The sequence below is a fragment of the Streptomyces sp. NPDC048258 genome, from assembly GCF_043201995.1.
Taxonomy (GTDB): domain Bacteria; phylum Actinomycetota; class Actinomycetes; order Streptomycetales; family Streptomycetaceae; genus Streptomyces.
In genome coordinates, this window is sequence record NZ_JBICZH010000004.1 from 509,792 (window position 1) to 536,715 (window position 26,924).

Sequence of the window (26,924 nt, forward strand, 5' to 3'; positions counted from 1 at the left end):
CAGGTTCAGGTGTGCAGGCGGCTGTTGGGGCCGTCCTGGTCGCCGGCGGTCTCGTCGTTGAACCAGTAGTCGCCGGCGGCCAGGTATCGGAACGAGTGGGTCCGCTCGCTCGGCAGCTCGACGGTCACCGCGCGCTTGCCGTCCTTGCGGGGCCGGAGCGTATGGGTGCCGGGCTGCCAGTCGTTGAAGTCGCCCACCACACTCACCGGACCCGGGGGCCGGTCGGCGGGTAGGACGAACGTGACCTCGGTACGGTCCTTGCGCAGCTTGCGTTCCAGCACGGCAGAGGCTCCTTCACAGGGTCGGGGCCACCAGCCTGACACAGATGGTCACGACCGGCACGACGATCATCACGCACAGTGGCCACTATGGACGGCACCTGTGAAGTCGACGGGGTCCAGGGGAAGTTGGTGTCAGAGGCTGCTGACGGCCCGCTGACTAGGGCTTGATGTTCTGGTTGAGGTGGAACAGGTTGCCCGGATCGTACGTCCGCTTGACCTGCACGAGCCGGTCGTAGTTGCTCTTGTAGTTGGCCCGGATGCGGTCCTGGTCGTCGTCCGCCATGAAGTTGATGTACCCGCCCTCCTCCGAGTGCGGGGCGGTCGCCTCGTAGTAGTCGCGGACCCAGGCCGTGTTGGCTTCGTTCTCGGCGGGGTCGGGCCACATTCCGGCGATGACGGTGGCGAACGTGGCGTCGCGGTAGGCGAACGCCGTCGCGTCCTGGGCGACGCGGTGGCAGGCGCCGTTGATGGGGTAGATGTGCACGGTCGAGTTCACGGCGGGCAGCCGCGGCCCGTGCACGAGATGCGCCTCGATCGCGGCGTCGCTCAGCTCGGTCACGAAGTTGGCCTTCCAGTAGTGCTGGAGGCCGGGCGGTACGAGCGCGTCGAAGGCGCTGTTGAGCGCGGGATACGGCATGGGGCCGACGTGCTCGGCGACCACCGGCGCGATGTCGTGGAAGGCCTGGAGGGCCCGCTGTCCCTCGTCGACGGGTCCGGACCAGCACGACACGATCAGGATGAAGGGTTCGCCGTGCCGGTTCTCCGGGATGAAGGGGAGCGGCGGGGCGATCTGGAAGGCGGGGAACCCGCCGAGTTGCTCCGGGGCGTCGGCGATGAGGTCGCGGAAGGAACGCAGGACGGTTCCGGCGTCGTCCAGTTCGTAGAGGATCGGCCCGCCGTAGATGTCCTTGACGGGGCTGAGCCGGAACTCGAAGGACGTCACCGCGCCGAAGTTGCCGCTCCCGCCGCGCAGGGCCCAGAAGAGGTCCTGGTTCTCCTCCTCGCTCGCGACGAGGAGCCGGCCGTCCGCGGTCACCACGTCGGCCGAGATCAGGTTGTCGCAGCTGAGGCCCAGTCCGCGGGACAGGTAGCCGATGCCGCCGCCGAGAGTGAGCCCGCCGACACCGGTGGTGGAGATGATCCCGCCGGTCGTGGCCAGGCCGAAGGGGTAAGTCGCCGCGTTGAAGTCGCCCCAGGTCGCCCCGCCCTCCGCCCGCGCCGTCCGCCGCGCGGGATCGACACGGACCCCTCGCATCCCGGACAGATCGGCCACGACGCCGTCGTCGCAGGTACCGAAGCCGGGCACGCTGTGCCCGCCGCCACGGACCGAGAGGTCGAGCCCGTTCTCCCGTGCGAAGTCGACCGCAGCCATGACGTCACCCGCGTTGGCGCAGCGCACGACGACGGCCGGCCTCCGGTCGATCATCGCGTTGTAGACCGTGCGCGCCTCGTCGTAGGCATCGTCCTCGGGGGTGACGACGGCCCCGCGTGCGCGTTCCCGCAGTTGCTCGATCGAGGGCTTGCCCATGGCGATCGCTCCTCGTGTGCGTGGTGGAGGTGCAGCCGACTCTGCCCGATCCTGCTCGGACGGCCGGCCTCATGCTGCCTCGCCCGCCGCCGGACTGCCTCGATTCCCACGCTACGCCGCCGGGGCGAAGCCTCAACCCGAAGCCCTGGCCGTCAGGCGCCCGGCGCCAGGTCCGGAGCGGTCCTGGACCGGGCGCCGGACAGGCCGAAGGTGAGGCCGCAGCCGCCCGGCCGTTGTCGGTGTCGAACCGGCCTAAGGGCTGTCCCGTAATCCCCGGTGGATCAGCGCACGGCGTCAGATGCGGTGCATCGCAAGGCGGAGGGGCGCCCCCATACTGGGCGTATTCGGGCGTTCCGACAGCGCAGCGAGGTGCCGTAGCCGGCGTCGTGCGCCCGCCGGGGATTACGGGACAGCCCTTAGTGATCGGACGGCGACAGGTGGGTCTTGGCGTCGTCGTAACCTGCCTGGCGGGGAGGTTCGGCAGGGGCGTAGTGGAGGTTGAGCACGCCGGTCCGGAACGTCTCGGAGGAGATCAGCTTGAGCGGGATCGGAGCGCCGTCCTCCTCGAAGAGCCGCAGGCCCTTGCGGACGGCGATCGGGTGCACCAGCAGGTGCAGCTCGTCGAGCAGCCCCGCAGCCAGCAGCTGACGTACGACGGAGACCGAGCCGCTCATCCCGATTGCGGCGGCGCCCGGCTCGTTCTTCAGGGCGGTGACCGCCTCGACGAGATCGCCCCTGAGCTGCTCGGAGTTCCGCCACGTGAACGCGAGCGGCTGGTGCGACACGACGATCTTGCGCACATCGCCGAGGGCCTTGGCGAAGGCGGCGTCCTCCCCGCCGGCCGCCTCCCGCTCGGGCCAGGCCCCCGCGAAGCTGTCGTAGGTCTTGCGGCCGAAGAGCATCGTGTCGACCCCGCCGAAAGTGGCGTCGACCGCTGCCCCCATCTCGTCGTCGAAGTAGGGGAAGTGCCACTGGTCGGGCGCCTCCACGACGCCGTCGAGCGAGATGAACAGCCCTGCGATGATCTTCCGCATACCGGCCCTCCACAGAAGCCGTCGGTGATGACCTGCCTCCCCCATTAGACCCGGCCGAAGCCCATTCGGTCCGCTTCGTACCGCCGGAGCGCCCCTGCCGGGTCCGGTCGAGGAGGGGGCCCGTCAGGAAGCCGTCTCCTCCAACCCCTCCAGGCTGTCCATGAACGAGCTGACGGAGAACACCGCCCGGCCGGGACCGGCCGGGCCGTAGCCGGGCGGGGAGCTGAGGCCGTACTCCTCCAGCGTCGCCCGGTAGGTCTCCAGCAGCCGAATGTGGTATTCGAGCGGCGCGCCCTGCGGATTGGCCTTGCCCAGGGGCGTCGTCGGCTCCGGGCACCAGGTCGTGAAGCGCGGAACGACCCCGTTCGACATGAAGAACCGCAGGCCCTCGGCGGTCGACTCGATCGCCTCGCTCACCTTCGTGAAGCCGAAGGGCTCGGCCATCTCGATGCCCGCCACGAAGTTGGGGATCACGTTGCGCGGACCGAACACCTCGGTGGAGTCCAGGATCCTGCGGTGCCATTCGTCGCGGCCGACGTAGCGTTCCTTGCCCGGGCAGTGCAGCTGGAACAGCCGGCGGTCCCACACCTCGAAGTTGGGGTGGTAGATCCGGATGCCGTAGTCGTGGAAACGCCGCACGTCGTCCCGGGGCAGGGCCTGGGCGACGACCTTGCCGATCCAGCGGCCCGGGAACCGCTCCTCGATGGCCTTCGCGTAGTGGCCGTAGAAGTCGGCTTCGTCGCGGCCCGCGACCTGGGAGGTGATCGAGCCGCCCGTGAGGGTGTAGGCCCGGGACGTACCCGCGGTGTCGTAACGGTCGATGATCTCCAGGGCCTCCAGCACCTCCTCCACCGGCTTCACCCCGGTGTACGGCCGTCCGGCGGCCTTGTGCTGGCGCCAGTTGTGGTTGATGTCGCAGAACTGGCACTCCTCCTTCGCCCCGAAGTACTGGCACACCCGGAAGACCGTCAGGTAGACGAGGTAGCCCCACTGGATGGTCGGTGCCACCTCCATCACCGACTTGCCGTTCGACAGCGTGTGCCGGTAGTACTCCGGCATCGGCGGCAGCCCGACGTCCGAGATCCGTACGCCGTCCAGGTACAGGCCGAGCGTGCCGTCCTCGCCGCCCCGTACGACGTACGGGGAGTCCGGATTGACCCGTACGGACACGACGGTGCGGCGCAGCCCGTACGGTCCGCCCGTGAGCACGATCTCCTCGGGAGGCCGGTTCAGCGCGGCCGCACCGAGCTCCGGCAGCGTGCGGTGGTCGAAGGAGAAGATGAAGTACGACTTCGGCTTGACGTCGCCGGATCCCCCGTCGGCGGTGCCGCTGAGCGCGGACTCGTCGAAGGCCATGCCACCGCGCAGGAGGTCCTCCTTGATCACGGCTTCCCGCGGGACGTGCGGGAAGCGCCCCATCAGGTCCTCGACCAGCGCGGTACGGTTGATGTTCGCCATGTGTTGCTCCATTCCTGATCGGCCTAACCGCGGGCGTGCAGCACGCGCATGCCCCGGGCGCCCGCGGCTTCGTGGGTGACCTCCAGCCCCGCGGAACGGCATTGGGCGGCCAGCCGGCCGGCGCCGATCCGGAGCTTCGGATAGCTGCTGGTGCGCAGGGACCACTCGCCGTCCACCCGGGTGTGGAGCAGGTCGTGGACCATCACGGTGTCCTCGTCGACATACTCCAGGAAACAGGTCAGCAGCCGGTCCTCGGCGCTGCGCACGGGCAGGAACCGGTCGGTTCCCTCCAGCGGCCGGGTGAGGTCGCGATAGGTGATCACCAGGTGCCCGCCCGGAGCGAGAACGCTCCGGACGTCATCGAGCAGCGCCGTCACATCGGTTGCGGCCGGGAGGTGGGGCAGCGTGTCTCCCATGCAGACGATCGCGCCGACCGTTCCAGGCGCGGCGATGTGCGGCAGGGCGGTACGGATGTCGGCGTGGACCGTACGCGGTGACGGAACGGAAGCCGAGACCGGCCAGAGCCAGCGACTGGGCGCCGGGACCGCAGCCGAGGTCGATGGCGGTGTCCCCCGGGGGTCCGTCGGGTGAGATGCCGAGGCCGCGCAGCAGCGCGGCCTGCTCCTGCGCGAGCGGGGCGATGTCACCGCCGAGCATCCAGGTGTACTGGTCCGCGAGCAGGTCCTCATAGTGGTCGGTCGCTGTTGCCATACGAACTCCCGTGGTGGGGCAGCGGTCGGGTCTCTCCGGTACGGACCCAGTCGGCGAGGTCGGCGAGGTAGGCGTTGGCCCGGGCCGCGTCGAGCGCGGCGCCCAGGGCGGCCCGGTAGGTGGACGCCGCCGCCGCGTAGCGTTCCCGTCCGGCGTCGGTGATGGCGGCGGTCACCGCCCGGCCGTCGCCGGCGCCGGGAGTCCGTTCGGCCAGTCCCTGGGCCTCCAGGCGGGCGATCAGCCGGGTGGTCGAGCTGTCCTTCATCCCGATGCGCTCGGCCAGTTCGCCCATCCTCAGCGCACCGCCGCTCTCGGGGCGGCTCAACGCGCACATGGCCCGGTACTCGGAGAGCGGCAGGGTGTGGCGGCGTTGCAGCACCTCGTCGAGCTGACGCTCCATCCGGCCCAGCAGCCGTACCGCCATGCACCAGCGGTCATCCTCGGCGTCGCTGGCGGGGGGAGGGGTCAACTCCCCGGATTCCAGGGGCACATCCATGGCGTCAAGCTATCTGCTTGCTCATGCAAGAATCAATGGAATCGGACAAACAGGCGCAGCCCCCGGCGAGGGTCCCGGGTGAAGGTCCCGGGTGAAGGACCCGGGTGAAGGACCCGGGTGAGGGCGGCGCGCTACGGGGTGCGCGTGAAGGAGCGGCGGTAGGAGCGGGGCGGCACCCCGCGTCGGCGTACGAACTGCTCGCGCAGGACGGCCGCGCTCGTGTAACCCACCGTGCGGGCGATCTCCTCGACGGGCAGGTCGGTGGTCTCCAGCAGCTCTTCGGCGCGACTCAGGCGCAGGTTGACCAGCCAGGCGTGCGGGGTCGTGCCCGTCGCGGCCGTGAACCGGCGGGCGAAGGAGCGCTTGCTCATCACGGCCCGCCGGGCCAGCTCCGCGACGGGAAGCGGCTCGTGGAGGTGCTCGCGGGCCCAGGCGAGGACCTCGGTGAGGCGTTCGTCCTGCGAGTCCTCGGGGACGGGAGCGGCGAGGTACTGCGCCTGCCCGCCCTCGCGGTGCGAGGGCAGTACGAGGTCGCGCGCGATGGCGTTGGCCGTCGCGGCGCCGTACTCGCGCCGGAGCAGATGCAGACAGAGGTCGAAGCCCGCGGCCGCCCCGGCGCCCGTGATGACGCGGCCTTCGTCGACGTAGAGGGCGTGGGGGTCGACGGTGACCTCCGGGTGGCGACGGGCCAGGAGTTCCGCGAACCGCCAGTGCGTGGTGGCCCGCCGCCCGTCGAGCAGCCCGGCTGCCGCGAGCGCGTAGGTGCCGACGCAGTGCGCCGCGACCAGGGAACCGCGCTCGTGGGCGGCAGACAGCGCCTCCAGCACGGCGGGCGAGGGCGGCGTACGGAAGTCGGCCCAGGGCAGGGCGATCACCAGATCCGCGGAGGCGATCCGCTCCAGGCCGTGTTCGACCGTGACCGCTACGCCGACGTCGGTGGGAACGGGCCCGGGCCGGTCGCCGCACAGGGTGAAGTCGAAGCGGGGCAGCCCCGCCCGCTCGGCGAACACCTCGGTGACGACACCGACCGCGAGCATGCCGACACCGGGCGGGGCGTAGGCGGCGACACTCACGAAGGGCGGCATGCGGGGAGTGTGGCACGTATCCCGCGATCGACGGCAATCTGACGGCCGGGGTGCGCCGTACCGCATGGGGGCACGGCAGCCACACAGGTGGCGGCCGAATCCGGACGATCACGGCTGCGCCGACTCCTAGGCTCCACAGCATGGATGACACGCGAACGAGCGGGCAGGACGGCCGGGGACGGCAGCAGTCGCGGCGGGGCGTGCTGCGGGCCGCTGTGGCCGGTGCGGGGGCCGCCGCGATGGTGGGAGCCGGAGCCGGAGCCGGAGCCGGAGCCGGAGCCGGAGCGGGTGCGGCCGTGGCGGGGGAGCGGCCGAGGGGCGGGGCGGTGACCTTCGTGCTCGTCCACGGCGCGGGAAGCAACTCCTTCGGCTGGTCGGCGCTGCTGGGCGAGCTGGGCCTGCGCGGCCACCGCGCGGTGGCCGTGGACCTGCCCGGACACGGCCTCGGAGCGTACTTCCCGGTCTCCTACCAGGCCCCGCAGGATCTGGAAGCGCTGCGCACCGAGCCCTCGCCGCTCTCCCAGGTGACCCTGGCCGACTTCGCCGCGCACGTCACCGCCGTGGTACGGCGGGCGCACCGCAACGGACCGGTGGTACTGGTGGGCCAGAGCATGGGCGGGGTCACCCTCAATGCCGTGGCCAACGCGGTGCCGGAGCTGATCGCGCACCTCGTGTACGCCTCGGCGTTCTGCCCCACCAAGCGCGCCACCATGCTGGAACTGATGTCGACTCCCGAGGCGGCGTCCAGTGCCGTCGCCCTGATCCCCGTCGTCCGTACGTCCCCTGAGCTGGGGGTGACCCGGGTCAACTGGCGCTCCGGCGACCCGGACCTCCTCCGCGCGGCGAAGGAGGTGCTGGGGGCCGACCTGCCGGACGCGGAGGTCCGCGCGCTGCTCAACATCCTGGAGCCGGACGAATCGGCGGCGATCGCCGCCAGTGACGCCCGCGGCCTGCCGCAGTCGTGGGGCCGGGTGCCGCGGACGTTCCTGCGTTTCACCGCGGACCGCGCGATTCCGCCCGCGTTGCAGGACCTGATGATCAGGGATGCCGACGAGCTGACCCCGGGCAACCGTTTCCGCGTGCGGTCCGTAGCCGCGTCCCACATCGGCCCCCGGGATCCGGCGGTGTTCGCCGACGAGCTGGAGCGCGTCGCCCGGCTGTGCCGGGGGTGAGGACGGGACGGCCCGGACGGCCCCGGTCCGCGGATGGGCGAGGCTCCCTGTCGGGTACCGGGCGGAGCCCTACGGTCGGGGCATGGACAACAACAGCATCAGCTCCCTGCTCGGCGCGGCCGCCGCGCGGGCCGTGCCCGTCGTGCGGGCGGTGCGGGAGGAGCAGCTCGGCGATCCGACGCCCTGCGCCGGTTATGACGTACGGGAGTTGGCCGACCACCTCTTCGACGTCGTCGTGAACTTCACCCGGCTCGCCCGGAAGCAGCCCAGCCGCTTCGAGGAGGAACCGCACTACGTGGGTACGGGCGACTGGCGCGGGCTGTTCGTCGAAGAGGTCGACCGGCTGGTCGCGGCCTGGGGCGAGCCGGGCGCCGAGGAGGGGACCACGGGCGGGATGCACCAGCCCGCCCGCACCGTCGGGACCATGGTGCTGCTCGACATGACCGTGCACGTATGGGACCTCGCGCGAGCCACGGGGCAGGACTTCACCCCCGACCCGGCCGGCGTTGAGGTGCTCTCCGGGGTGATCGGAGACCTGGCTCCGGCCGCACGCGACGCGGGGATGTTCGACGAGCCCAAGCAGGTCGCGACGGACGCCTCGCGCTTCGAGGAGCTGCTGGCCGCCACCGGCCGGGATCCCGGCTGGCAGCCTTCCGACTGAACCACGCCCGGTCTCTCGCCCGGACGGGCGCTGGGGCAGGATACGGGTGTGGACACGACGGAACTCGTAGCACGGGCCCGCGCCCTGGCCGGTGGGGCCGACCGGGGCGACCGGCGGATCCTCGGGATCGCCGGGCAGCCGGGGGCCGGTAAGTCGACGCTCGCCGAGCGGCTGGCCGCGGCGCTGGGGCCGGCGCTGGCCGTCGTGGTGCCGATGGACGGGTTCCACCTCGCCCGGGCCGAGCTGGAACGGCTCGGCCGGGCCGACCGGAAGGGCGCCCCCGACACCTTCGACGCGGCCGGGTACACCGCCCTGCTGCGCAGGCTGCGCGCACCGGGCGGCAGTACGGTCTACGCGCCGGCCTTCGACCGCTCGCTCGAAGAGCCGATCGCCGGAAGCATCGCCGTCGGTCCTGCCGTACCCCTGGTGATCACCGAGGGGAACTACCTGCTGCACGACGCGGGGGAGTGGGCGCGGGTGCGCCCCCTGCTCGACGAGGCGTGGTACCTCGCCCCCGACGACACCCTGCGGATCCGGCGGCTGGTCGACCGGCACGTGCGCCACGGCAAGGACCACGCCGACGCACGCTCCTGGGTGGCCCGCTCGGACGAGGCCAACGCCCGCCTCGTCGCCCCCGGTCGAGACCGGGCGGATCTCGTCCTCGACGTCGGATGAGACGTGCGTCCCGCGGCGGCGTGATCGGGTCTCAGCCGCCGAGGAACGCCGTGGTGGCCGCCACGAACCGGCCTGCGTCGTCGATCCAGGGGTAGTGACCGGCCCCCGGCTGCACGACGAGCGTGGAGTCGGGGAACTGCCGGCCGAACTCGGTGACCGTCCCAGGAGGGCTGTTCAGATCGAACTCCCCGGCGAGCAGCAGGACCGGGACCTCGCAGGCGGCGAGCGCCGCGCGCGTGTTCTCCGGGTCGAAGGCGCCCTCGGCCCCGAATTGGGCGACGGCCTCCATGTTGCTCGGCCGGCCGGCGGCGTGGTGCCGCTGCGCCGGAGCGTCCCACCGGCCGCAGAAGAAGGGGGCGATGGCGTCCCAGTCGCTGCCCGTACCGTCGGTGATCGCCTCCAGGGCGGCGAAGGCCGCCGGGAACCACGGCTCGTTCTTCCGGAGCAGCGCGAGCTCGCGTCGCGTCTCCGCGGTGACCGGTATGCCGACGGCCCGGGTGCCGGGGGTGATCAGGGCGAGCCGGCCGACGTTCCCCGGATGGCGGGCCGCGTACTGCGTCGCGATGTTCGCGCCGGCGGAGTGGGCGAGCAGGTCCGTCACGGGGAGCCCGAGGTGTTCCCGCAGCGCCTCGACGTCCTCCACGAGGCGGTCGCAGCGGTAGGAGGAGGGGTCCTCGGGTACCGCCGACCGGCCGGTGCCGCGCAGGTCCGGAACGATCAGCCGGCGGTGCGCGGACAGGCCGCCGAGGTCGCCGAGATAGCGGGAGTCCGTGGGACCCCCTGGGATGCAGAGGACCGGGTCCCCGTCTCCGTGGACGCGGTAGGCGAGCAGGGTTCCGTCAGGTGCGGTGAAGGTGGGCATGGCGTGGATGGTGTCAGTCGCACGCCCGCGGGACAAGTGGAAAATTAGAAGCGAATCGCCAGGTCAGGGCATCTATAACCAGGTTGTATAACCTGGTTGTGGTGAAGGGGTGTCCGGGTGTATAACCGAGTGGTGGCAGCCGAAGAGAACGTGCCCGGAAACCCCGAGGCGCTGACCGAGGAACAGGCCGCGCGGATGCTCGCCGGCATGAACGACATCATCCGCGCGGGCGACGAGATGCGGGCGCTGCGGGCTGAGATGATCAAGCTGTTCACCGGCTTCGGCTGGACCCAGGACAAGATCGCCCGGCTCACCGACATGAGTCAGCCCGCCGTGTCCAAGCAGGTGGCGAAGTACCGGACGGCCGACCCGGAGCCCGCGATGGGTCTCTCCCTCGACCAGCGCGACACCCCGTGGCTCGAAGGGCGCCTGTGGGGCCTCGCCGAGGAGATCTCCGAGTCCTTCCCCGACACCGCGCGCTGCACCTCCTACCTCAACGCCATTGCCCGGGGCAGGAAGCGGTTCACGCCCCAGAACGTCGACGAGCTGCGGCGGCTCGTAGAAGAAGACCTGAGGCTGCACCACTCGGAGCTCCCCGGCGGCTACCGGGACGCGTACGACGAGATCAGCCGCGGCCTGGACATCCCCTCGAAGGCGACCACCACCGCATCGGCGCCGGTGCGTCGCGCCCTCGCCTGCCGGCTCCAGCGCGACCGCCTCGACATCACCCCGTGCACGTGACGCCGGTCTAGGGACGGTTCCACCGGCGTCGTAGGTTGTTCCCTTCAACGGGCCTTTTTGCGAAGGGGACATCATGAGGGACTTCCGTGTGGATCCGATCAGTCGGAGGGGGCTCATACGGCTGGGCGGTGGCGCCGCGGCGGGACTGGTACTGGGCGCCGCCACCGCATCGAGCGCGCAGGCGCTCACCGTGACCGGGAGCGTCGGGGCCGCGGCGCTGCCCGGATCGAAGGCCTTCGACCTGGCCGATTCGTCGGACGCGCTGTTCATGCACGAGCAGGCCTGGTGTCCCACCGTGATGCAGTGCGCGGGGTACGACCACCTCAACAAGCACTGGTACGTGGCCCAGGTCATGTACAACCCGAGCGACGGAGTGCCGTACGCCACGCGCAAGCTCGAAGGCGACATCGCCATCACCAAGCTCAGCGAGGACGGTTCGACCCAGCTGGGACGGATGTACCTGCGCGGGTTCGGGCACGGCGCTCAGCTCGGCGTCGAGGCGACGTCGGTCGGCGCGGCTCCGTACATCTGGGTCGAGTACGCCTCGGAGCCGGACGCGAAGAACGAGACGGGCTTCGGCACCAAGGTGTGCAGGATCAAGTACGCGGGGGCGGCAGCCGGTGAGTCGCCGCGCAGTTTCCACTGGGACGACCCGGCGGACCGTACGGCGATGAACTTCAAGGACCGCACGCCCGATCCGCTCAAGCTGCCGGGGGCCGGGAGCACGCTGACCGCGCCGCGGCCGGTCGTCGACATGCAGCACCGCCGACTGCTGGTGCGGTTCAACCGCAACGGGCAGCTGCAGTGCGCGGTCTGGGACCTGGACACCGCCGTCGGTGCCCCGCTGGGCGCTCCGCTGCACCACTTCGCGAACCTGCCCAAGTCCGTGTACGACGCGCAGGGCTTCTGCCTGTACGGCTCGTACATGTACATGCTGGAGGGCGAGAGCTATTCCAGTGGCGGGCCGGCCGACACCTCGGACGAAGGCACCACCTACATCACCCGGGTCGACCTGAACACCGGGGTTTCCGAACGCGCCCTCACCCGCGCTCTGAAGAGCCTCGTCTACCGGGAGCCGGAGGGCATGAACATCATGCTCGTCCCTGATCCGGGCAGCCCTGGCAGCTTCCTGCCCCGGCTGACCTTCGGCTTCGCCTCGGGAGAGTCGGGCGACCGCCGGGTCAACATCGCGTACAAGGACGCGCTGATCTGAGCGTTTTCAGTCACGGCGACCTGTTGATATAGCGTGATCACGTCAACAAGACATGTACACGCTCACAGGGGACTTCCCATATGACTTATCCGCCGCAGCAGGGCCCCGGCCCGTACGGCCAGCCCGGTCCGTACGGACAGCAGCCGCCGCAGGGGTATGCGCCCCAGCCGGGGCCGCCGCCTGGGTACCAGCAGCAGCAGATGTACCCGCCCCAGCAGCAGATGCCGATGCAGCCGCCGCCGCCTCAGCACCAGCAGTGGGCCGGGCCCGCGCCCGCACCGGCGCCGCCGTCCCGGAGCGGGGGCTTGGGTTTCATGAAGATCCTCAAGATCATCGGCGTCGTGGTCGTCCTCATCGCCTGCGCGGTGGGCTACTTCCTGAGCCGCGACGACGCCGACAAGGCGAAGGTCGGGGACTGTCTGAAGAACAACGGGTCCACCGTGACTCCTGACCTTCAGGTGGTGAAGTGCGGGGGCGCCGACGCCAAGTACAAGGTGGTCTCGGTGATCCCCGACACGCTGGACACCTCCAAGTGCGAGGGCAAGTCGGACATCGGCTACCACGAGCAGACCCGGGGCTCCCGCCGGAGCTCGGGCAAGCAGTTCGTGCTCTGCATCAACGAGGTCAAGAAGTAGCCGCAGCCGCGAAGCCCCTCCGTAGTGCGTACGGGTGGGGTGGCCCGGCACCCGGCCCCGCCGCCTGCGCGGCCGGGCCGGGTCCCTCGGACTGTGCGGCCCGTCAACGCCCGGTAAGGGCGGCCGCCGATTCGACGACACCGCGCCAGGTCCGGCGGTACCCCTCCCGCACCGGCCCGCCGACGAGGTCGAGGACCTCCGACGCCGCGCGGGTCATGAGTGACGGGTCTCCCGATGCGCACAGGGACAGGTGCCCTTCGAGCAGGTCGGCCCCGCGCCGTGCGTCCGCCTCCAGGAGCCGCCGCGGCATCCACTTCCCGCCGCCGATCCACGCGTGGTGGTGGTCGCAGAGCAGATCGGCCGCGGCGGTGAGCACGTACCCGCCCACCGCGAGACGCTCCATGCGGTCGTCCGCGTCGGCCAGGTCGTCCAGCGCGTCCGTCAGTCCGTACCTCTTGGTCTCGACCGTCTGCTGATCCAGCGTCGGCGGCCCCTGGTGGAGGTCCGCTTCGGCCAGCGCCCGGGCACGCCCGGCCTCGCCGTCCGTGTCGACCAGGACGAGCCCGGTGGCGTACATGCTCTGCATGACCGCACGGCGTGTGGCGACGTCCGCGGCGAAGAGCTCCGCGAGACCGGCGCGGGTGTGGAAGAAGAGCTCGACGACACGTCCCTCGAACCGGATGGTCTCCCGGCCTGTTTCGCCGCCGTCCCCGATGAGCACGGCGATGTCCAGGTCGCTGCCGGCGGTTGCCCGTCCGGCGGCCGTCGATCCGGCGAGGATCACGGAGAGGGCGTCGGGGAAACGGTCGCGGGCGAGGCGTCGCGCTTGGTCGACAGGATCAGCGTTCATGCCGGTCAGCCTTTCAGGAACCTTGATCAACGGCGAAGGGATTCCGCGCGCGGTCAGGGCCGCACGAGGCCGGGGTCAGCGGCCGAGGCCGGGGCCATGACCCGACCTGAGGAGGGCGATCTCCTGCTCCACGGCGGCGAGTTCGTCGTGGCGGTCCATGAGGCTCAGCTGCTCCGCGCAGCGGATCAACGCGGCTTCGAGCAGCGACGCCCGCTCGGGCTCCAGCGCGTGCATGCGGCGCGCGGCGGCGACGGACTCGGCCCGCAGGGCGAGTGCCGTCTCGGGCCGATGGGCGAACTCCTGGCGGCTGTAGTCGTACAGAGCGACCGTCAGGAGAGGCAGGTACGCCAACGGACTCACCTGGACGAGAACGCGAAAGGCTGCGACCTGCTCCCGGATGGGCAGCGTCCCCGATCCGAGGAGGGCCACCCGGGCCCGCAGTACCGCGTCGTGATTGATGTGCGCCGTGTGATTCATGAGGGTGATTCTGAAAGCCGCACAGGTGCCCAAACAAGGGCATTCGGCTGTGCTGTTCGTCCTACGAAAACGCCGTCTGAGCTGTCATGATGGATACGTCTTCACCCCTGCGCCCCCCTCGGACGGTCTGTCAGCCGCCCTGACGGCAGTGGCGCGTGGCCCGGAGCCACCCATTTCCTGCGCCTTCACGAACGTGAGCCATGTGCGAGCTCTTGACAGGGAATTTGTTCACTTCTTAAATCACGTAATGAACTAAGTGCCCGTCGGCCCCTCGAACCCCCGCATGCCGGTCTGTGGCATGGATTGTCATGCACATGTCTAGGAAGGGAGATTCATGGACTTCCCGCGCTTAACCCGGCGCTCGCTGCTGTCCCTTGTCCCGGTTCTCGCGCTCGTGTCGTTGTCCACCGGACCGGCGCAGGGTCTGCCCGCGGGGAGCGCTCCCGCGCCCGCGGCCGTCTCGGCCGCGCCGTCCGCATCGGCCGCCGTCACCTTCTCCGACGAGTTCGACGGGCCCGCGGGCGCCGCCGTCAACGGAGCGAAATGGCAGATCGAGACCGGCGACAACGTCAACAACCACGAGCGGCAGTACTACACCCCGGACAACCGCAACGCCGCCCTCGACGGCCAGGGGCATCTGGTCGTCACCGCCCGTCGGGAGAATCCGGGCAACTACCAGTGCTGGTACGGAAAATGCGAGTACACCTCTGCCCGCCTGAACACGGCCGGCAGGTTCACCACGACGTACGGCCGCGTCGAGGCCCGTATGAAGATTCCGCGCGGGCAGGGCATGTGGCCCGCCTTCTGGATGCTGGGTGACGACATCGGCCAGGTCGGATGGCCGGCCTCGGGCGAGATCGATGTCATGGAGAACGTGGGCTTCGAGCCGTCCACGGTCCACGGCACCCTCCACGGCCCCGGGTACTCCGGCTCCGGTGGCATCGGCGCCGGCTACACCCTGCCCGGCGGGCAGGCGTTCGCCGACGCCTTCCACACCTTCGCCGTCGAATGGAGCCAGGATGCGATCACCTGGTCCGTGGACGGCACCGTGTACCAGCGGCGCACCCCCGCCGACCTCGGCGGACGGCAGTGGGTCTTCAACAAGCCGTTCTTCCTGATCCTCAACCTCGCGGTCGGCGGCTACTGGCCCGGTGACCCCGACGGCAGCACCGCCTTCCCCCAGCAACTTCTGGTCGACTACGTCCGGGTCACCACCGACGGCGGCCAAACCGGCGGCGGCGCCATCACCGGCATCGGCGGCAAGTGCGTGGACGTCGCGGGGGCCGCCACCGCCAACGGGACGCCAGTACAGCTCTACGACTGCAACGGAACGGCCGCCCAGAAGTGGAGCGTCGCGGGCGACGGCACGATCCGCGCACTCGGCAAGTGCCTGGACGTGGCATCGGGAGGCACGGCCGACGGTACGAAGGTCCAGTTGTGGGACTGCAACGGAACAGCCGCCCAGCAATGGGCCGTTCCCGCCGCACGCGACATCGTCAATCCACAGGCGAACAAGTGCCTCGACGCCGCGGGCAACAGCTCGGCCAACGGTACGCGGCTGCAGATTTGGACCTGCACCGGAGCCGCCAACCAGAAGTGGACGGTGACCCGATGACCCGAATCGCCGGACCGTGGGTGACGGCCTTCGTGGCCGCGGCCTCGGCCGCCTCGGTCCTCACCGCCGTCCAGCCCACCCAGGCAGCCACCCCGGCCACCCCGCGGGCCGCGGCCGAGGCGGCGGCCGCCGCCCTGCCCGCGGGCTGGTCCACCGTGGTGAACGCCGGCAGCGGCAAGTGTCTGGACGCGCGGTCGGCAGCCACCGCGAACGGCACGGCGGTGCAGCAGTACACCTGCAACAGCAGCACCGCACAGCAGTGGAGTTTCACGCCGACCGGCGACGGCTTCGTCCGTATCGACAACCGCAACGACGCCAGCCAGGTCGTGGACGTGAGCAACACGTCCTCAGCCGACAACGCCGTCGTGCACCTGTGGACGTACGGCGGCGGCCACAACCAGCAGTGGCAGGCCGTCGACGAGGGCGGCGGCGCCTACCACTTCGTCAGCCGGCACAGCGGCAAGTGCCTGGACGTACCCGCCGCCTCGACCGCCGACAGCGTCCAGCTGGTGCAGTACACCTGCAACGGCACGGCGGCCCAGCGCTTTCAGGTCGCGCCGGTGAGCACCGGGCCCGGGGACGTCGATCTCGGCCCGAACGTGGTCGTCTTCGACCCGTCGATGCCTTCCGCCACGATCCAGAGCCGACTGGACTCGATCTTCCAGCAGCAGGAGACCAACCAGTTCGGCGCGCAGCGCTACGCCGTGATGTTCAAGCCGGGTACGTACGGCAACGACGTCAACGTCGGCTTCTACACCCAGGTCCTCGGCCTCGGGCAGTCGCCCGACGCGGTCACCATCAACGGCGCCGTGCACGTGGAGGCGGACTGGTTCCCGCCGCACAACGCCACCCAGAACTTCTGGCGCGGCGCCGAGAACCTGTCGGTGAACCCGACGGGCGGCACCGACCGGTGGGCGGTGTCCCAGGCCGCGCCCTACCGGCGCATGCACGTCCGCGGCGATCTCGCGCTGGACGACGGCGGCTGGGCCAGCGGCGGGTTCATGGCCGACAGCAAGGTCGACGGCCAGGTGCGGTCAGGGAGCCAGCAGCAGTGGCTGACCCGCAACTCCCAGCTCGGCAGCTGGAACGGCGCCAACTGGAACATGGTCTTCGTCGGAAGCCAGGGCGTGCCCGGCAGCAGCTTCCCCGATCCGCCCTACACCACGGTGAACCAGACCCCCACGGTCCGCGAGAAGCCCTTCCTGTACGTGGACGGTGCGGGCGCCTACCAGGTGTTCGTACCCTCGCTGCGGACCAACTCCTCGGCGACGAGCTGGGCGAACGGGAACGCCGCGGGCAGCTCGCTCGGCATGGACCGGTTCTTCGTCGTCAAGCCGGGAGCGACTGCCGCGCAGATCAACGCGGCTCTGGCGGAGGGGAAGAACCTGCTGGTCACGCCAGGGGTCTACCACCTGAACCAGACCCTGCGGGTCACCCGTCCGGACACCGTCGTCCTGGGGCTCGGCCTCGCCACCTTCATCCCTGACAACGGTGTCACGGCCATGACGGTCGCCGACGTCGACGGGGTCAAGGTCGCGGGCGTGCTCTTCGACGCCGGCACCACCAACTCGCAGACCCTGATGGAGGTCGGCCCGGCCGGATCCGCGGCCGGTCACTCGGCCAACCCCACCTCGCTCCACGACGTCTTCTTCCGGGTCGGAGGAGCCGCCGTCGGCAAGGCGACGACGAGCCTCGTCGTCAACAGCGACCACGTCATCGGCGACCACATGTGGATCTGGCGCGGCGACCACGGCAGCGGCATCGGATGGAACAGCAACACGGCGGACACGGGACTCGTGGTCAACGGCGACGACGTGACCATGTACGGACTGTTCGTCGAGCACTACCAGAAGTATCAGACCATCTGGAACGGCAACGGCGGGCGCACGTACTTCTACCAGAACGAGATGCCCTACGACCCGCCGAACCAGGCCGCCTGGATGAACGGCTCCACCCAGGGCTACGCCGCGTACAAGGTCGCCGACCACGTGACCAGCCATCAGGCCTTCGGGCTCGGCAGCTACTGCTTCTTCAACGTCAACAGCAGTGTGACCGCCGAGCGTGCCTTCGAGGTCCCCCACCATCCGAACGTGCGCTTCCAGAGCATGGTGACCGTCTCGCTGGGCGGCACCGGGACCATCCGGCACGTCATCAACGACAGGGGAGGGCCTTCCAACTCGTCCACCAACGTGGCCAACTCGGTCAGCTATCCGTGAGTCGCGTCCGGGCCGCCCGGTGGACCCGTGCGGCCCGTGCGGCCCGGGTCCACCGAGCGGCCCAGGTGGCCGTCAGGGCTTCAGGCGCCGTTCACCAGCGGCTGTCACCGTTGCCGGATGGCTATCAGTAGACGAGAACTGCTGGCAACCGGAGCGGCCGCGGCCGCCGGCCCCCTCACCCCCACCGGGCAGGACACCGCCACCCGCACCCTGCGCGGCACGATCCCGCCCGGCGCCCCGGACTGGGTGTACGTCCCCCTGGAAGTCCCGCCAGGCATACGTGAGTTACGCATCTCCTACGCGTACGACAAGCCGCCCGTGCCGTCCGGCACCCCCGGCAACGCACTCGACATCGGCATCTTCGACCAGAGAGGGACCGCGGTCGGCGGCCGCGGTTTCCGGGGCTGGTCCGGCGGCGCCCGCACAGAGTTCTTCCTCCGGGCGGACGACGCCACCCCCGGCTACCTGCCCGGCCCGATGGAGCCCGGCCGCTGGCACGTGGCGCTCGGCCCGTACACGGTCGCGCCCGGGGGCCTCGACTACGAGATCACCGCCACCTTCACCTCCGGCGACCCCGCCCCGCCCGCGGTTCCGGCCTACCCGCCGCAGCGGGTCCGGGGCCGCGGCCGGGCCTGGTACCGCGGTGACTGCCACCTGCACTCCGTGCACTCCGACGGCCGGCGTACCCCCGCCGAACTCGCCGGGCTCGCCCGGGCGGCTGGCCTGGACTTCATCAACTCCTCGGAGCACAACACCCACTCGGCGCACGCGGTCTGGGGCCCGGTCGCCGAGGCCGCGCCAGAACTCCTCGTACTCACCGGCGAGGAGGTCACCACCCGCACCGGCCACGTCCTCGCGGTAGGTACCGCACCGGGTACCTTCGTGGACTGGCGCTACCGGGCCCGTGACCACCGCTTCGGCCGTTTCGCCCACGCGATACACAAGGCCGGAGGACTGGTCGTCCCCGCCCACCCGCACGCCACGTGCATCGGCTGTGCCTGGAAGTTCGGCTTCGGCGAAGCCGACGCGGTGGAGGTGTGGAACGGTCCGTGGACCCCGGACGACGAGGTCGCCCTCGCGTCGTGGGACGCGACCCTGCGCGGCGGCACAGAGCGGTGGCTCCCGGCCATCGCCTCCAGCGACTACCACCGGGATCCGGACCGGGTGGGCACACCACAGACGGTGGTCCTGGCCGACGACCTGTCCCGCGAGGCGATCCTGGCCGGGCTGCGGGCCGGCCACAGCTACGCCGCCGAATCCTCGGCCGTCTCCGTGGCGTTCGACGCGGTGACCGCGCGCGGGGCACACGCCGGCATCGGCGACCGGCTCCAGGTCCCGGACGACACGGAGATCCTGATCCGGCTGAGCGTGACCGGAGCCGACGGATGCGACCTGCGGCTGGTCACGCACCAGGGCGTTGCCTTCACGGCTCCGGCGGCCACGTCCCTGGAGTGGCGCACCACGGCCTCCCGTGCGAGCTACGTCCGCGCGGAGGTCCGCCGTCCACCCCAGATCCCGCCCCTGCCGGGACCCCCCGCGGCGTTGACCAACCCGATCTGGCTGGCCTGATTCGAAGAAACGATTATGCGGGTGGCGGCTCACAGGGAGGCACGCGGCGGCAGGTGGTGGATGCGTGTCCACCGTTCGACTGGCATACACACACGTCTGGACCTACAAGCGCATGATCGGGCCGCTTCTTGGTGAAGCTCGTGGCGTCCGGCAGCCGCCGCTGTCCCGCAACGAAAGGTCGGCAACGTCCATGTTGATCGTCCAGCTCGCCCTCGTTTCAGAGACTCAATCCAACCAGATCAGCCCCTCACAGCTCACCCGGGTCGCCGCTGCCCTGCAAAAACAGGCGACCCGCGATTTCGGGCCCATCTGGGACGTCAACGCGACCGTGGACGCCTTCGACAGACTGGAGGACGTTCCCGTCGGGTACTGGCCGATGATCGTGGTCGACGACGTCCCCGGCGCGGCTGGGTTCCACACGGATGAGAACGGACAGCCGTTCTCCCTCATCGAGTTCGGCGACAGCTGGTCACTGACGACGAGCCACGAAATGCTGGAGATGTGCGCCGACCCGTTCGGGAACCGTCTGGTGTCCGGCAAGTCTCTTCATCCCGACCAAGGCCAGGTCGAGTTCCTGGTGGAGGTCTCCGACCCCTCGGAGGCCGAGGAGTTCGGCTACACCATCAACGGCTTGCTCGTCTCGGACTTCTTCACCCCGAGGTTCTATGATCCGGTGGCTGTCGAGGGTGCCCGCTACAGCTTCGGCGGTCACATCAAGAAGCCCAGGCAGGTCCTGCGCGGCGGATACATCAGCTGGCGCGAGCCGGTCTCGGACGAGTGGTGGCAGCAGACCTGGTTCACGGGCAACGAACCGAAGTTCCGCAACCTGGGGCGGCTGACCGGCAGCGGCAGCCTCCGCGCGGCCATCGACGCCAAGACCAAGACGGTCAGCCGCCTCGCCGCCAGCGGTCCGGCCTCCAAGCCCTACAGCAGAGCGAAGGCACTTACGGCGCAGGTCAAGGAGTCCACCAGCGCCCGGGCCGAAGCGTGGCGCGCCCAGATCGAGAGCCTGAAATCTTCGAACCCCGCGGAAAAGGCCTGGAAGGGCAAGGGCAAGGGCAAGGGCAAGGGGAAGTGACGTTGGCCGTCAGCGGATACGGCCCTCAGCCCGCCCGTCAGGGAGGCCGTCGTGAGCGATGACGCTCAGGAGCGCAAGGCTCGCGCGGAAAGAATGCGCCAGAGGTTCCGCCGGCCCGCGCCCGGTTCGTCGGGGCCGGACCAGGCGGACGACGAGCCGCCGGAGGGGGAGAGCCTGAAGGAAGGCGTCGAACGCCGCATGCGCGAACTGGATGAAGCCGATCGCGAAGATCACCCGCCGCCCTCGGACGATGACGACGAAAGGTGACCGAACAGCGTTCCTCCACCGGGCGGTAACGGTCAGCCCAGGAAGACCGGAGGGTGTGATTCGGTCAAGGGCCTTGTGGTGCCGGTCGGGAGGCGGGCAGGCTCGGGGGATGAACACAGCTAGGCTCGCCAGTGAACAGCTGATGGGTTGGTCCGCCCTGAGCGAAGGCCGGGCCCTTTGCGGCGCGGGGTTCGGACTGAACGCCGGTCTGCGGGAGATCGTTCACTTTCACGGCGATCACGAAGCCGATGTCCACCTGACCCACGAGATGATCACGAAGTTGCGGCCGGCGCTCGCCGGGTCCTCCGCGATCCGCCTGCGAGCCGGATCCGAATGGGTCACACTGCGCCTGGACATCGGGTCCGACATCGACCTGTTGGCCACCCTGGTCAGCGCGGCGCTCGCGGCCGGGGCCCGAGCCGACGCCGAACCGGGCGGCGGCCACGTCAGCGGCCCGGCCCCGTGCACCCGCCTCGGGAAACCGGCTGCGGCCGTCCTGTCCGCCTGCCTGTGAGCCCTGCGGGTCCGCCCTACGACCAGGCCTTGACGCGGCCGACGGTGAGGCGGACGGCGCTGATGGTCAGGCCGGGGTCGTGAACCTGTACGTAGTGATCGCTTCCGGTGGCCGGCAGATGCGGGGTCTGGCTTGCCAGGCGCTTCCCGGGCCAGGAATGCGGTTCGCTGTCGCATCGGCTCTCCGAGTCCGTCGTCGCCCCGCCCCGTTGTCCGGCCCGATCATCCGGCCCGAACATCCGGCGCGCGGCGGCGGCGGTGCGGCATTGCGGCGCGGGTGTCGGCGGCTGCTCACCGCCGCGAAGGCGGCGCCCTCTCGTGACGGCTGTGCGTTTGACGTATCGTCACCTTCGCCCGTTCACGCCCCTGGACAGGAGGAGGCACGACGTGCCGACCGCCCCGGACAGCCGCTACGCCGATGAGCTCGGCCGGACCAACCCGTCGGAGACGGCCCGGCTGCGGGCACTCACCGACGCCCTCGACGCCGATACGATGCGCCGCCTCGACGCCGCCCTCCCCGCGCCCGACGCGCGGGTCCTGGAAGTCGGGGCCGGCACCGGCACGGTCGCCGCGTGGCTGGCCGGGCGCTGCCCGCGGGGACTGGTCACCGCCACCGACCTCGACACCACCCACCTGCCCGCCGGCCTGCCCGGCCACGTGCGGGTGCTCCGCCACGACGTGACCCGCGACCCGTTTCCCACGGGATCCTTCGACCTGATCCACGCCCGCTGCGTCCTGCTGCATCTGCCCGAACGCGAGCGCGTGGTGGAGCGGATGACGGACTGGCTGGCTCCCGGTGGCACCCTCCTGCTGGAGGACGTGGTCCACTTCCCCCACACGGGCCTCCCGCCCGGCGATCCCGTCCGCCGCTCCGTCGAAGGGATCTGCGCCCTGCTCGCCGACTCCTACGGAATGGAGCCGGACTGGGGCCTGCGCGCGCCCGATGTGCTCCACCGGCAGGGGTACGAGCAGATCGCCGCCGAGATCGCCCTGCCGGCCTTCCGGCAGGGCGCCCCGATCACCGATTTCTGGTACCGGACGGTGGCCGCCCTCGCTCCCCGCCTGCGGGAGCACGGCTCCATGACCGGAGCCGGGATCGACTCCGCCCTCGCGGCACTGCGAGACCCGGACCGTGTCTCCTTCCCCCTGGGAGTCCTCGCCGTCCGGGCCCGCAAGCCGTCGGCAGCCTCCGGGGCCGCGCCCGTCAGCCGGTGAAGCCGGCGGTGATGGAGGTGAACTGCCAGTCGTTCTGGGCGATGCCGGAGCAGGTCTCCTGCAGCCCGCCGCCGGCGCAGCCGCGGTCGCGGTTGACGGACCAGAAGGCGAGACGGGCGATGTGGTGGGAGTTGGCCCAGTTGCGGATGTCGGTCCAGTTCTGGACGGTGGTGGTCTCCTGGGTGTCGCTGACGCCGTTCATGCCGGAGATGCCGATGTGGGAGTAGGCGGTGGCGTCGTCCCAGCCGAAGGTGGACTTGAGCTTGGTCTTGAGGCCCTCGGTCGCGCTGACGGTGCTGGCGTACATGTCGGTCGAGGCGTTGCCGAAGTCGAACGGCATGATGGTGTACACGTCGATGCCGGCATTGAGGGCCTTCGACTGGTCGATGAGGCGGTTGCCCCACGAGGTGGGGCCCGTGGTGCTGGTCCCGAAGGTCAGGATGGTCTTGAGGCCGGGATTGTTCTGCTTGACGATCTTGAGCGCGCCGAGGATCCGGTCCTGGACCACGGCGTTCTCGAATTCGTCCGTGTTCTCGATGTCGACGTCGATGGCCTTGAGCCCGTAGGCGTCGATCACTTGCTGGTACGCACCGGCCAGCGCTTCGGGGGTGGAGCAGTTGGGGCCGAGCTTGTTGCCCTGCCAGCCGCCGATGGACGGGACGATGTCGCCGCCCGCCGCCCGGATCGAGCTGATGGTGCTCTGGTCCACCCCGCCGGTCAGCGGGCGCTGGCCGTCCCAGGCCGGGCTGCATCCGCCGGAGGAGAGGATGAAGGCCATGGTGAACCACTTCGCGCCGGTCGCGTTCATCACCGTGGTCGCGCTCGGCGGGTTGCCCCACCCGAGGTAGAGGTACGGCGCGGCCTGCTTGAAGCCGGTCGGCGTGGTCCCGTTGTCGGTGGTGACGGTGACGGCGTTCGAAGCCGGTGAGGTGTTGCCCGCCAGGTCACGGGCGCGGACGGTGAACGTGTACGCGGTGTTGGGGCCCAGCCCGGAGACCGTCGCGCCGGTCGTGGTGGACGTGGCCACCTTGGCGGCGCCCTGGTAGATGTCGTAGCCGGTGACGGCAACGTTGTCAGTGGAGGCCGTCCAGGCGAGCGAGACGCTGGAGGAGGTCTTGCCGGTGGAGGTGAGGCTGCCCGGTGTGGTCGGGGCGACCGTGTCGGTCCCGCCGCCGGGGCCCTCCAGGGTGACGTCGTCGGCGTAGTAGGTTCCCTGCCCGTACCAGCCGTTGAGGTAGATCTCGGCGCTGGTCTGGGAGGGGCCGGTGGTGAAGGCCACGGTGAGCTTGGTGTAGGAGGTGGCGGAGGGCGTCCAGGTGGACGCGCCGCCGGTGACTCCGAGGTACACGTAGCTGCCGCGGACCCATGCGGAGAGCGTGTACGAGGTGTTGGGCCGGACCGCGACGCTCTGGGTGCACTTGGCGTTGTCGGAGGCACTGGCCGCGCCGGCCAGCGCCTTGCTGCCGCTGTGTACGGGGGAACCCACGACGGAGCCCAGGCCACCGCTGCAGGACCAGCCGGCCGGTGTGCCGCCCTCGAAGTCGCCGTTCGTGAGGAGGTTGGCGCCGAACGCGGCTCCGGGGGCAGTCAGCACGGCGGCAGCGCCGAGCAGGGTGGCGCCGAGGCCACAGACCACGCGGGTACTGGTACGGGTACGGGTCGTCATACGGGTACGGGTGGTGCCGGTGCGGTTGGGCATGGGAGTGCCTCCATCGTGGGGGGAAGGTGAGCAGCCCGGAACGTGACGTGCGGCGTGGCCGGGAACTTATGCCTCCGGATGCACCGCCGTCAACTGGTCTGGACCAACTTGGCGCAATGGGAAGGTTTCCCAACTGTTGCTCTTGACACAGGCGTTGTTCGAAACAGAGCATCGGAGGCGGACCCTCAAGATTCGATCAGGCGGGGGTGGCGGGCGACGGGATCCGGCCGGAGTGGGGCGGCGGCTGCGCCGCATTGCCGATGATCCGTCGGCGCGCGCCACCGGGGGCTTACGATCGCGACGGACGGTCTCGTCCCGCGACCGCCGCCAGCCCCGCAACCGTGGAGGTCAACCGTGTTCTGGACGGCCGAAGGACGCAGCACTCGCCGCAGCAGCCACCGCATCCGTGCCGCGGTCGGCGCTGCCGCCGCCGCGGGAATGTTCCTCGCCGCCGGCTGCTCCTCCGGCGACGACGGCCCGGGAGAGGCGGCCGGAGGTGTCCCTGTCGTTGAGAAGGGCAAGCTGACCACCTGCACCCATCTGCCGTACCCGCCCTTCCAGTTCGAGCAGAGCGGCAAGGTCGTCGGCTTCGACGTGGCCCTGATCGACCAGGTCGCGCAGAAACTGCAGGTCGAACAGGAGATCCTCGATACCCCGTTCGAGAACTTCAAGACCGGCGCGTTCCTGAACTCGGGCCAGTGCGACCTCGCCGCAGCCGGCATGACGATCACCGACGAGCGCAAGAAGAACGTCGATTTCTCCGTCCCCTACTTCGACGCGACCCAGGCGCTGCTCGCGACCAAGAAGAGCGGTGTCACCTCGCTCGCCGACGTCAAGGCGAAGGGGAAGAAGCTGGGCGCGCAGGCCGAGACCACCGGCGAGAGCTACGCCAAGGCCCAGGGCTTCAACCCGGTCGCCTTCGAGAGCTCGGACGCGGTGCTCAACGGGCTGCGCACCGGTCAGGTCGATGCGGTCGTCATCGACTACCCGGTCGTCCAGGGCTGGCTCAAGGACAAGGCGAACGCCTCGGAGTTCGTCCTCGGGCAGAACATCGAGACCGGCGAGAAGTACGGCTTCTCGGTGAAGAAGGGCAACACCGCCCTCCTCTCCGAGATCGACAAGGTGATCACGGCCGCCAAGGCCGACGGTACCTACAAGAAGATCTACGAGCAGTGGATCGGGCCACTGCCCCAGGCCACGTCGTGACCTCTCGGCTGACCCGGCGCCAGCGACGCCGCGTCTCGCAGGGCATCCAGTACGCGATCTTCGTGGCCGTGCTGGTCCTGATCGGTGTCCTGGCCGACTGGGACCGGCTGCAGAACCAGTTCGCACAGACGGATCTGGCCCTCCGGCTCTTCCCGAGGATCATCACCGTCGCCCTGCGCAACACGGTGGTGTACACGACGTCCGGGTTCCTCTTCGGCCTGGTGCTCGGTCTTGTCATCGCCATGATGAGGCTGTCGTCGGTGGCACCCTACCGGTGGGTCGCCAGTGTCTACATCGAACTGTTCCGGGGCCTGCCCGCCCTGCTGATCTTCATCTTCGTGGGTGTGGCGGTGCCACTGGCGTTCCCCGGCACCGAGATCCCCGGCGGTACGTACGGAAAGGTCGCGCTCGGTCTGGGCCTCGTCGCGGCCGCCTACATGGCGGAAACCATCCGGGCCGGCATCCAGGCGGTGCCCAAAGGGCAGATGGAGGCGGCCCGCTCGCTGGGCTTCTCGCACGGCCGGGCCATGGTCTCGGTGGTCATTCCGCAGGCATTCCGCATCGTCATCCCCCCGCTCACCAACGAACTGGTCCTGCTGTTCAAAGACTCTTCACTCGTGCTGTTCCTGGGCGTGACGCTGCAGGAGCGGGAACTGACGAAATTCGGCCGGGACCTCGCCAGCGAGACCGCCAACTCCACCCCGATCCTGGTCGCGGGTCTGTGCTATCTCCTCGTGACCGTGCCATTGAGTTTCGTGGTGCGCCGTCTGGAGGCCCGCGCGGACAAGGCCACGTGAGGACGAGATGCCACAGAAAACGGGAGCGGTGGACATGACGGCGGCAGATCGCCCGGAGATCGAGATCAGGGGGCTGCACAAGTCCTTCGGCGCCAACCATGTCCTGCGGGGCATCGACCTGGACATCGCCCGCGGCGAGGTGGTCTGTGTCATCGGGCCGTCCGGCTCGGGCAAATCGACCCTGCTGCGCTGCGTGAACCTGTTGGAGGAGCCGGACGAGGGCCAGGTCTTCGTCGGCGGTACGGAGGTCACCGACCTCGACGTCGACATCGACGCCGTGCGCCGCCGCATCGGCATGGTCTTCCAGCAGTTCAATCTGTTCCCGCACGTGAGCGTCACCGAGAACCTCACGCTGCCCCAGCGGCGGGTGCTCGGCACGAACAAGGCGCAGGCGGCCGCCATCGCCCGGGAGAACCTGGAGCGCGTGGGCCTCGCCGAGAAGGCGGACGCCTTTCCGGCGCAGCTGTCCGGCGGTCAGCAGCAACGGGTGGCGATCGCCCGTGCCCTTTCGATGGGGCCGGAGGTGATGCTCTTCGACGAGCCGACCTCGGCGCTCGACCCGGAACTCGTCGGCGAAGTGCTGTCGGTGATGCGGGTGCTGGCGAGCGAGGGCATGACGATGATGGTCGTGACCCACGAGATGAGCTTCGCCCGCGAGGTCGCGGACCGCGTCGTGTTCATGGACGGCGGAGTGATCGTCGAGCAGGGGCCGGCGGCGCAGGTGATCGCCCGTCCGCTGCATGAGCGGACCCGGAACTTCCTCGACCGCGTCCTGGACCCGGCGGCGGCCGAGGCACCTGCCGCCGCCGACGGCCCCGGCACGGCGAAGCCGGCTGACGGGCCCTCCGAACGCTGAGGTGCGGGCATCCG

At 70.2% G+C, this 26,924-nt stretch carries 28 protein-coding genes; 16 read left to right on the plus strand and 12 right to left on the minus strand.

Going from position 1 to position 26,924, the window contains the following annotated elements:
- Positions 1 to 5 precede the first annotated feature (5 nt).
- The 8 genes from ACGFYQ_RS13000 to ACGFYQ_RS13035 form a co-directional block, all read right to left on the minus strand.
- Positions 6 to 281 carry an isoamylase early set domain-containing protein gene (locus ACGFYQ_RS13000; protein WP_393743008.1) on the minus strand — a complete coding sequence of 92 codons (276 nt, stop codon included), beginning with the start codon at positions 279 to 281 and terminating at the stop codon, positions 6 to 8.
- Between the two features lie 157 nt (positions 282 to 438).
- The gene (locus tag ACGFYQ_RS13005; RefSeq protein ID WP_393743010.1) at positions 439 to 1,809 is read right to left on the minus strand and encodes an FAD-binding oxidoreductase; all 1,371 of its coding nucleotides are present in this window, start codon (positions 1,807 to 1,809) and stop codon (positions 439 to 441) included.
- Positions 1,810 to 2,225: 416 nt separating this feature from the next.
- Positions 2,226 to 2,843, minus strand: coding sequence for a dihydrofolate reductase family protein (locus tag ACGFYQ_RS13010; RefSeq protein WP_393743012.1), 618 nt, complete (start codon positions 2,841 to 2,843; stop codon positions 2,226 to 2,228).
- A gap of 123 nt (positions 2,844 to 2,966) precedes the next feature.
- On the minus strand, positions 2,967 to 4,301 hold the full coding sequence (locus ACGFYQ_RS13015; RefSeq protein WP_393743014.1) for a radical SAM protein: 1,335 nt from the start codon (positions 4,299 to 4,301) through the stop codon (positions 2,967 to 2,969).
- Between the two features lie 23 nt (positions 4,302 to 4,324).
- Positions 4,325 to 4,717: a hypothetical protein gene (locus ACGFYQ_RS13020; RefSeq protein WP_393743016.1), complete on the minus strand. Its 393-nt coding sequence runs from the start codon at positions 4,715 to 4,717 to the stop codon at positions 4,325 to 4,327.
- Positions 4,659 to 5,012, minus strand: a complete 354-nt coding sequence (locus tag ACGFYQ_RS13025) for a hypothetical protein (protein WP_393743018.1) — start codon at positions 5,010 to 5,012, stop codon at positions 4,659 to 4,661. Before ACGFYQ_RS13025 ends, ACGFYQ_RS13020 begins: the two co-directional genes overlap by 59 nt.
- Entirely contained in the window at positions 4,987 to 5,508 is a 522-nt protein-coding gene (locus ACGFYQ_RS13030; RefSeq protein ID WP_393743020.1) for a MarR family winged helix-turn-helix transcriptional regulator, read from the minus strand. Before ACGFYQ_RS13030 ends, ACGFYQ_RS13025 begins: the two co-directional genes overlap by 26 nt.
- Before the next feature lie 131 nt (positions 5,509 to 5,639).
- The gene (locus tag ACGFYQ_RS13035) at positions 5,640 to 6,593 is read right to left on the minus strand and encodes a GlxA family transcriptional regulator (RefSeq protein ID WP_393743022.1); all 954 of its coding nucleotides are present in this window, start codon (positions 6,591 to 6,593) and stop codon (positions 5,640 to 5,642) included.
- Between the two features lie 140 nt (positions 6,594 to 6,733).
- Between ACGFYQ_RS13035 and ACGFYQ_RS13040 the strand changes: the two genes are divergently transcribed.
- The 3 genes from ACGFYQ_RS13040 to ACGFYQ_RS13050 all read left to right on the plus strand — a co-directional run bounded on the left by ACGFYQ_RS13040 (position 6,734) and on the right by ACGFYQ_RS13050 (position 9,101).
- Complete coding sequence (locus ACGFYQ_RS13040) at positions 6,734 to 7,765, plus strand: alpha/beta fold hydrolase (RefSeq protein ID WP_393743024.1); 1,032 nt, start codon at positions 6,734 to 6,736, stop codon at positions 7,763 to 7,765.
- 82 nt (positions 7,766 to 7,847) lie between these two features.
- On the plus strand, positions 7,848 to 8,426 hold the full coding sequence (locus ACGFYQ_RS13045) for a TIGR03086 family metal-binding protein (RefSeq protein ID WP_393743026.1): 579 nt from the start codon (positions 7,848 to 7,850) through the stop codon (positions 8,424 to 8,426).
- Between the two features lie 48 nt (positions 8,427 to 8,474).
- On the plus strand, positions 8,475 to 9,101 hold the full coding sequence (locus ACGFYQ_RS13050; RefSeq protein ID WP_393743028.1) for a nucleoside/nucleotide kinase family protein: 627 nt from the start codon (positions 8,475 to 8,477) through the stop codon (positions 9,099 to 9,101).
- Between the two features lie 31 nt (positions 9,102 to 9,132).
- Here the strand turns inward: ACGFYQ_RS13050 and ACGFYQ_RS13055 are convergent, their stop codons facing one another.
- Complete coding sequence (locus ACGFYQ_RS13055) at positions 9,133 to 9,963, minus strand: alpha/beta fold hydrolase (protein ID WP_393743030.1); 831 nt, start codon at positions 9,961 to 9,963, stop codon at positions 9,133 to 9,135.
- 132 nt (positions 9,964 to 10,095) lie between these two features.
- Between ACGFYQ_RS13055 and ACGFYQ_RS13060 the strand changes: the two genes are divergently transcribed.
- The 3 genes from ACGFYQ_RS13060 to ACGFYQ_RS13070 all read left to right on the plus strand — a co-directional run bounded on the left by ACGFYQ_RS13060 (position 10,096) and on the right by ACGFYQ_RS13070 (position 12,552).
- Positions 10,096 to 10,704: a sigma-70 family RNA polymerase sigma factor gene (locus ACGFYQ_RS13060; protein ID WP_393743032.1), complete on the plus strand. Its 609-nt coding sequence runs from the start codon at positions 10,096 to 10,098 to the stop codon at positions 10,702 to 10,704.
- 73 nt (positions 10,705 to 10,777) lie between these two features.
- Positions 10,778 to 11,917, plus strand: a complete 1,140-nt coding sequence (locus ACGFYQ_RS13065; RefSeq protein WP_393743034.1) for a hypothetical protein — start codon at positions 10,778 to 10,780, stop codon at positions 11,915 to 11,917.
- Between the two features lie 80 nt (positions 11,918 to 11,997).
- The gene (locus ACGFYQ_RS13070; RefSeq protein WP_393743036.1) at positions 11,998 to 12,552 is read left to right on the plus strand and encodes a hypothetical protein; all 555 of its coding nucleotides are present in this window, start codon (positions 11,998 to 12,000) and stop codon (positions 12,550 to 12,552) included.
- 103 nt (positions 12,553 to 12,655) lie between these two features.
- Here the strand turns inward: ACGFYQ_RS13070 and ACGFYQ_RS13075 are convergent, their stop codons facing one another.
- Together ACGFYQ_RS13075 and ACGFYQ_RS13080 are read right to left on the minus strand one after the other, a co-directional pair.
- Complete coding sequence (locus ACGFYQ_RS13075; RefSeq protein ID WP_393743038.1) at positions 12,656 to 13,402, minus strand: nucleotidyltransferase domain-containing protein; 747 nt, start codon at positions 13,400 to 13,402, stop codon at positions 12,656 to 12,658.
- Between the two features lie 75 nt (positions 13,403 to 13,477).
- Positions 13,478 to 13,879 carry a hypothetical protein gene (locus tag ACGFYQ_RS13080; RefSeq protein WP_393743040.1) on the minus strand — a complete coding sequence of 134 codons (402 nt, stop codon included), beginning with the start codon at positions 13,877 to 13,879 and terminating at the stop codon, positions 13,478 to 13,480.
- Between the two features lie 334 nt (positions 13,880 to 14,213).
- On the opposite strand from ACGFYQ_RS13080, the gene ACGFYQ_RS13085 reads away from it, so the two are divergent.
- The 7 genes from ACGFYQ_RS13085 (at position 14,214) to ACGFYQ_RS13115 (ending at position 22,352) form a co-directional block, all read left to right on the plus strand.
- Entirely contained in the window at positions 14,214 to 15,494 is a 1,281-nt protein-coding gene (locus tag ACGFYQ_RS13085) for a ricin-type beta-trefoil lectin domain protein (RefSeq protein ID WP_393743042.1), read from the plus strand.
- Positions 15,491 to 17,710, plus strand: coding sequence for an RICIN domain-containing protein (locus ACGFYQ_RS13090; RefSeq protein WP_393743044.1), 2,220 nt, complete (start codon positions 15,491 to 15,493; stop codon positions 17,708 to 17,710). The genes ACGFYQ_RS13085 and ACGFYQ_RS13090 overlap by 4 nt, the downstream gene beginning before the upstream one ends.
- A gap of 117 nt (positions 17,711 to 17,827) precedes the next feature.
- Entirely contained in the window at positions 17,828 to 19,279 is a 1,452-nt protein-coding gene (locus ACGFYQ_RS13095) for a CehA/McbA family metallohydrolase (RefSeq protein ID WP_393743046.1), read from the plus strand.
- 112 nt (positions 19,280 to 19,391) lie between these two features.
- Positions 19,392 to 20,357 (plus strand): hypothetical protein, encoded by a 966-nt coding sequence (locus ACGFYQ_RS13100; RefSeq protein WP_393743048.1) that lies wholly within the window; start codon positions 19,392 to 19,394, stop codon positions 20,355 to 20,357.
- Positions 20,358 to 20,408: 51 nt separating this feature from the next.
- Positions 20,409 to 20,624, plus strand: coding sequence for a hypothetical protein (locus ACGFYQ_RS13105; protein ID WP_393743050.1), 216 nt, complete (start codon positions 20,409 to 20,411; stop codon positions 20,622 to 20,624).
- Between the two features lie 109 nt (positions 20,625 to 20,733).
- Complete coding sequence (locus tag ACGFYQ_RS13110; protein ID WP_393743052.1) at positions 20,734 to 21,138, plus strand: luciferase family protein; 405 nt, start codon at positions 20,734 to 20,736, stop codon at positions 21,136 to 21,138.
- 386 nt (positions 21,139 to 21,524) lie between these two features.
- Positions 21,525 to 22,352 carry a methyltransferase domain-containing protein gene (locus tag ACGFYQ_RS13115; RefSeq protein WP_393743054.1) on the plus strand — a complete coding sequence of 276 codons (828 nt, stop codon included), beginning with the start codon at positions 21,525 to 21,527 and terminating at the stop codon, positions 22,350 to 22,352.
- Here ACGFYQ_RS13115 and ACGFYQ_RS13120 read toward each other — a convergent pair.
- Positions 22,342 to 24,051: a carbohydrate binding domain-containing protein gene (locus tag ACGFYQ_RS13120; protein WP_393743056.1), complete on the minus strand. Its 1,710-nt coding sequence runs from the start codon at positions 24,049 to 24,051 to the stop codon at positions 22,342 to 22,344. The genes ACGFYQ_RS13115 and ACGFYQ_RS13120 overlap by 11 nt on opposite strands.
- A gap of 438 nt (positions 24,052 to 24,489) precedes the next feature.
- Between ACGFYQ_RS13120 and ACGFYQ_RS13125 the strand changes: the two genes are divergently transcribed.
- The 3 genes from ACGFYQ_RS13125 to ACGFYQ_RS13135 are packed head-to-tail and all read left to right on the plus strand — an operon-like array spanning position 24,490 to position 26,910.
- On the plus strand, positions 24,490 to 25,257 hold the full coding sequence (locus ACGFYQ_RS13125) for an ABC transporter substrate-binding protein (RefSeq protein ID WP_393743297.1): 768 nt from the start codon (positions 24,490 to 24,492) through the stop codon (positions 25,255 to 25,257).
- The gene (locus ACGFYQ_RS13130; RefSeq protein ID WP_393743058.1) at positions 25,254 to 26,054 is read left to right on the plus strand and encodes an amino acid ABC transporter permease; all 801 of its coding nucleotides are present in this window, start codon (positions 25,254 to 25,256) and stop codon (positions 26,052 to 26,054) included. The genes ACGFYQ_RS13125 and ACGFYQ_RS13130 overlap by 4 nt, the downstream gene beginning before the upstream one ends.
- Positions 26,055 to 26,088: 34 nt before the next feature.
- Positions 26,089 to 26,910 carry an amino acid ABC transporter ATP-binding protein gene (locus ACGFYQ_RS13135; RefSeq protein WP_393743060.1) on the plus strand — a complete coding sequence of 274 codons (822 nt, stop codon included), beginning with the start codon at positions 26,089 to 26,091 and terminating at the stop codon, positions 26,908 to 26,910.
- The last annotated feature ends 14 nt before the right edge of the window (positions 26,911 to 26,924 follow it).

Coding starts and splice junctions, on each gene's coding strand:
- ACGFYQ_RS13135 (WP_393743060.1), top strand. CDS start 26,089: ATGACGGCGGCAGATCGCCCGGAGATCGAGATCAGGGGGCTGCACAAG.
- ACGFYQ_RS13100 (WP_393743048.1), top strand. CDS start 19,392: ATGATCGGGCCGCTTCTTGGTGAAGCTCGTGGCGTCCGGCAGCCGCCG.
- ACGFYQ_RS13065 (WP_393743034.1), top strand. CDS start 10,778: ATGAGGGACTTCCGTGTGGATCCGATCAGTCGGAGGGGGCTCATACGG.
- ACGFYQ_RS13080 (WP_393743040.1), bottom strand. CDS start 13,879: ATGAATCACACGGCGCACATCAATCACGACGCGGTACTGCGGGCCCGG.
- ACGFYQ_RS13010 (WP_393743012.1), bottom strand. CDS start 2,843: ATGCGGAAGATCATCGCAGGGCTGTTCATCTCGCTCGACGGCGTCGTG.
- ACGFYQ_RS13095 (WP_393743046.1), top strand. CDS start 17,828: ATGGCTATCAGTAGACGAGAACTGCTGGCAACCGGAGCGGCCGCGGCC.
- ACGFYQ_RS13085 (WP_393743042.1), top strand. CDS start 14,214: ATGGACTTCCCGCGCTTAACCCGGCGCTCGCTGCTGTCCCTTGTCCCG.
- ACGFYQ_RS13030 (WP_393743020.1), bottom strand. CDS start 5,508: ATGGATGTGCCCCTGGAATCCGGGGAGTTGACCCCTCCCCCCGCCAGC.
- ACGFYQ_RS13045 (WP_393743026.1), top strand. CDS start 7,848: ATGGACAACAACAGCATCAGCTCCCTGCTCGGCGCGGCCGCCGCGCGG.
- ACGFYQ_RS13015 (WP_393743014.1), bottom strand. CDS start 4,301: ATGGCGAACATCAACCGTACCGCGCTGGTCGAGGACCTGATGGGGCGC.
- ACGFYQ_RS13040 (WP_393743024.1), top strand. CDS start 6,734: ATGGATGACACGCGAACGAGCGGGCAGGACGGCCGGGGACGGCAGCAG.
- ACGFYQ_RS13055 (WP_393743030.1), bottom strand. CDS start 9,963: ATGCCCACCTTCACCGCACCTGACGGAACCCTGCTCGCCTACCGCGTC.
- ACGFYQ_RS13070 (WP_393743036.1), top strand. CDS start 11,998: ATGACTTATCCGCCGCAGCAGGGCCCCGGCCCGTACGGCCAGCCCGGT.
- ACGFYQ_RS13125 (WP_393743297.1), top strand. CDS start 24,490: ATGTTCCTCGCCGCCGGCTGCTCCTCCGGCGACGACGGCCCGGGAGAG.
- ACGFYQ_RS13005 (WP_393743010.1), bottom strand. CDS start 1,809: ATGGGCAAGCCCTCGATCGAGCAACTGCGGGAACGCGCACGCGGGGCC.
- ACGFYQ_RS13025 (WP_393743018.1), bottom strand. CDS start 5,012: ATGGCAACAGCGACCGACCACTATGAGGACCTGCTCGCGGACCAGTAC.
- ACGFYQ_RS13075 (WP_393743038.1), bottom strand. CDS start 13,402: ATGAACGCTGATCCTGTCGACCAAGCGCGACGCCTCGCCCGCGACCGT.
- ACGFYQ_RS13090 (WP_393743044.1), top strand. CDS start 15,491: ATGACCCGAATCGCCGGACCGTGGGTGACGGCCTTCGTGGCCGCGGCC.
- ACGFYQ_RS13120 (WP_393743056.1), bottom strand. CDS start 24,051: ATGCCCAACCGCACCGGCACCACCCGTACCCGTATGACGACCCGTACC.
- ACGFYQ_RS13020 (WP_393743016.1), bottom strand. CDS start 4,717: ATGGGAGACACGCTGCCCCACCTCCCGGCCGCAACCGATGTGACGGCG.
- ACGFYQ_RS13035 (WP_393743022.1), bottom strand. CDS start 6,593: ATGCCGCCCTTCGTGAGTGTCGCCGCCTACGCCCCGCCCGGTGTCGGC.
- ACGFYQ_RS13110 (WP_393743052.1), top strand. CDS start 20,734: ATGAACACAGCTAGGCTCGCCAGTGAACAGCTGATGGGTTGGTCCGCC.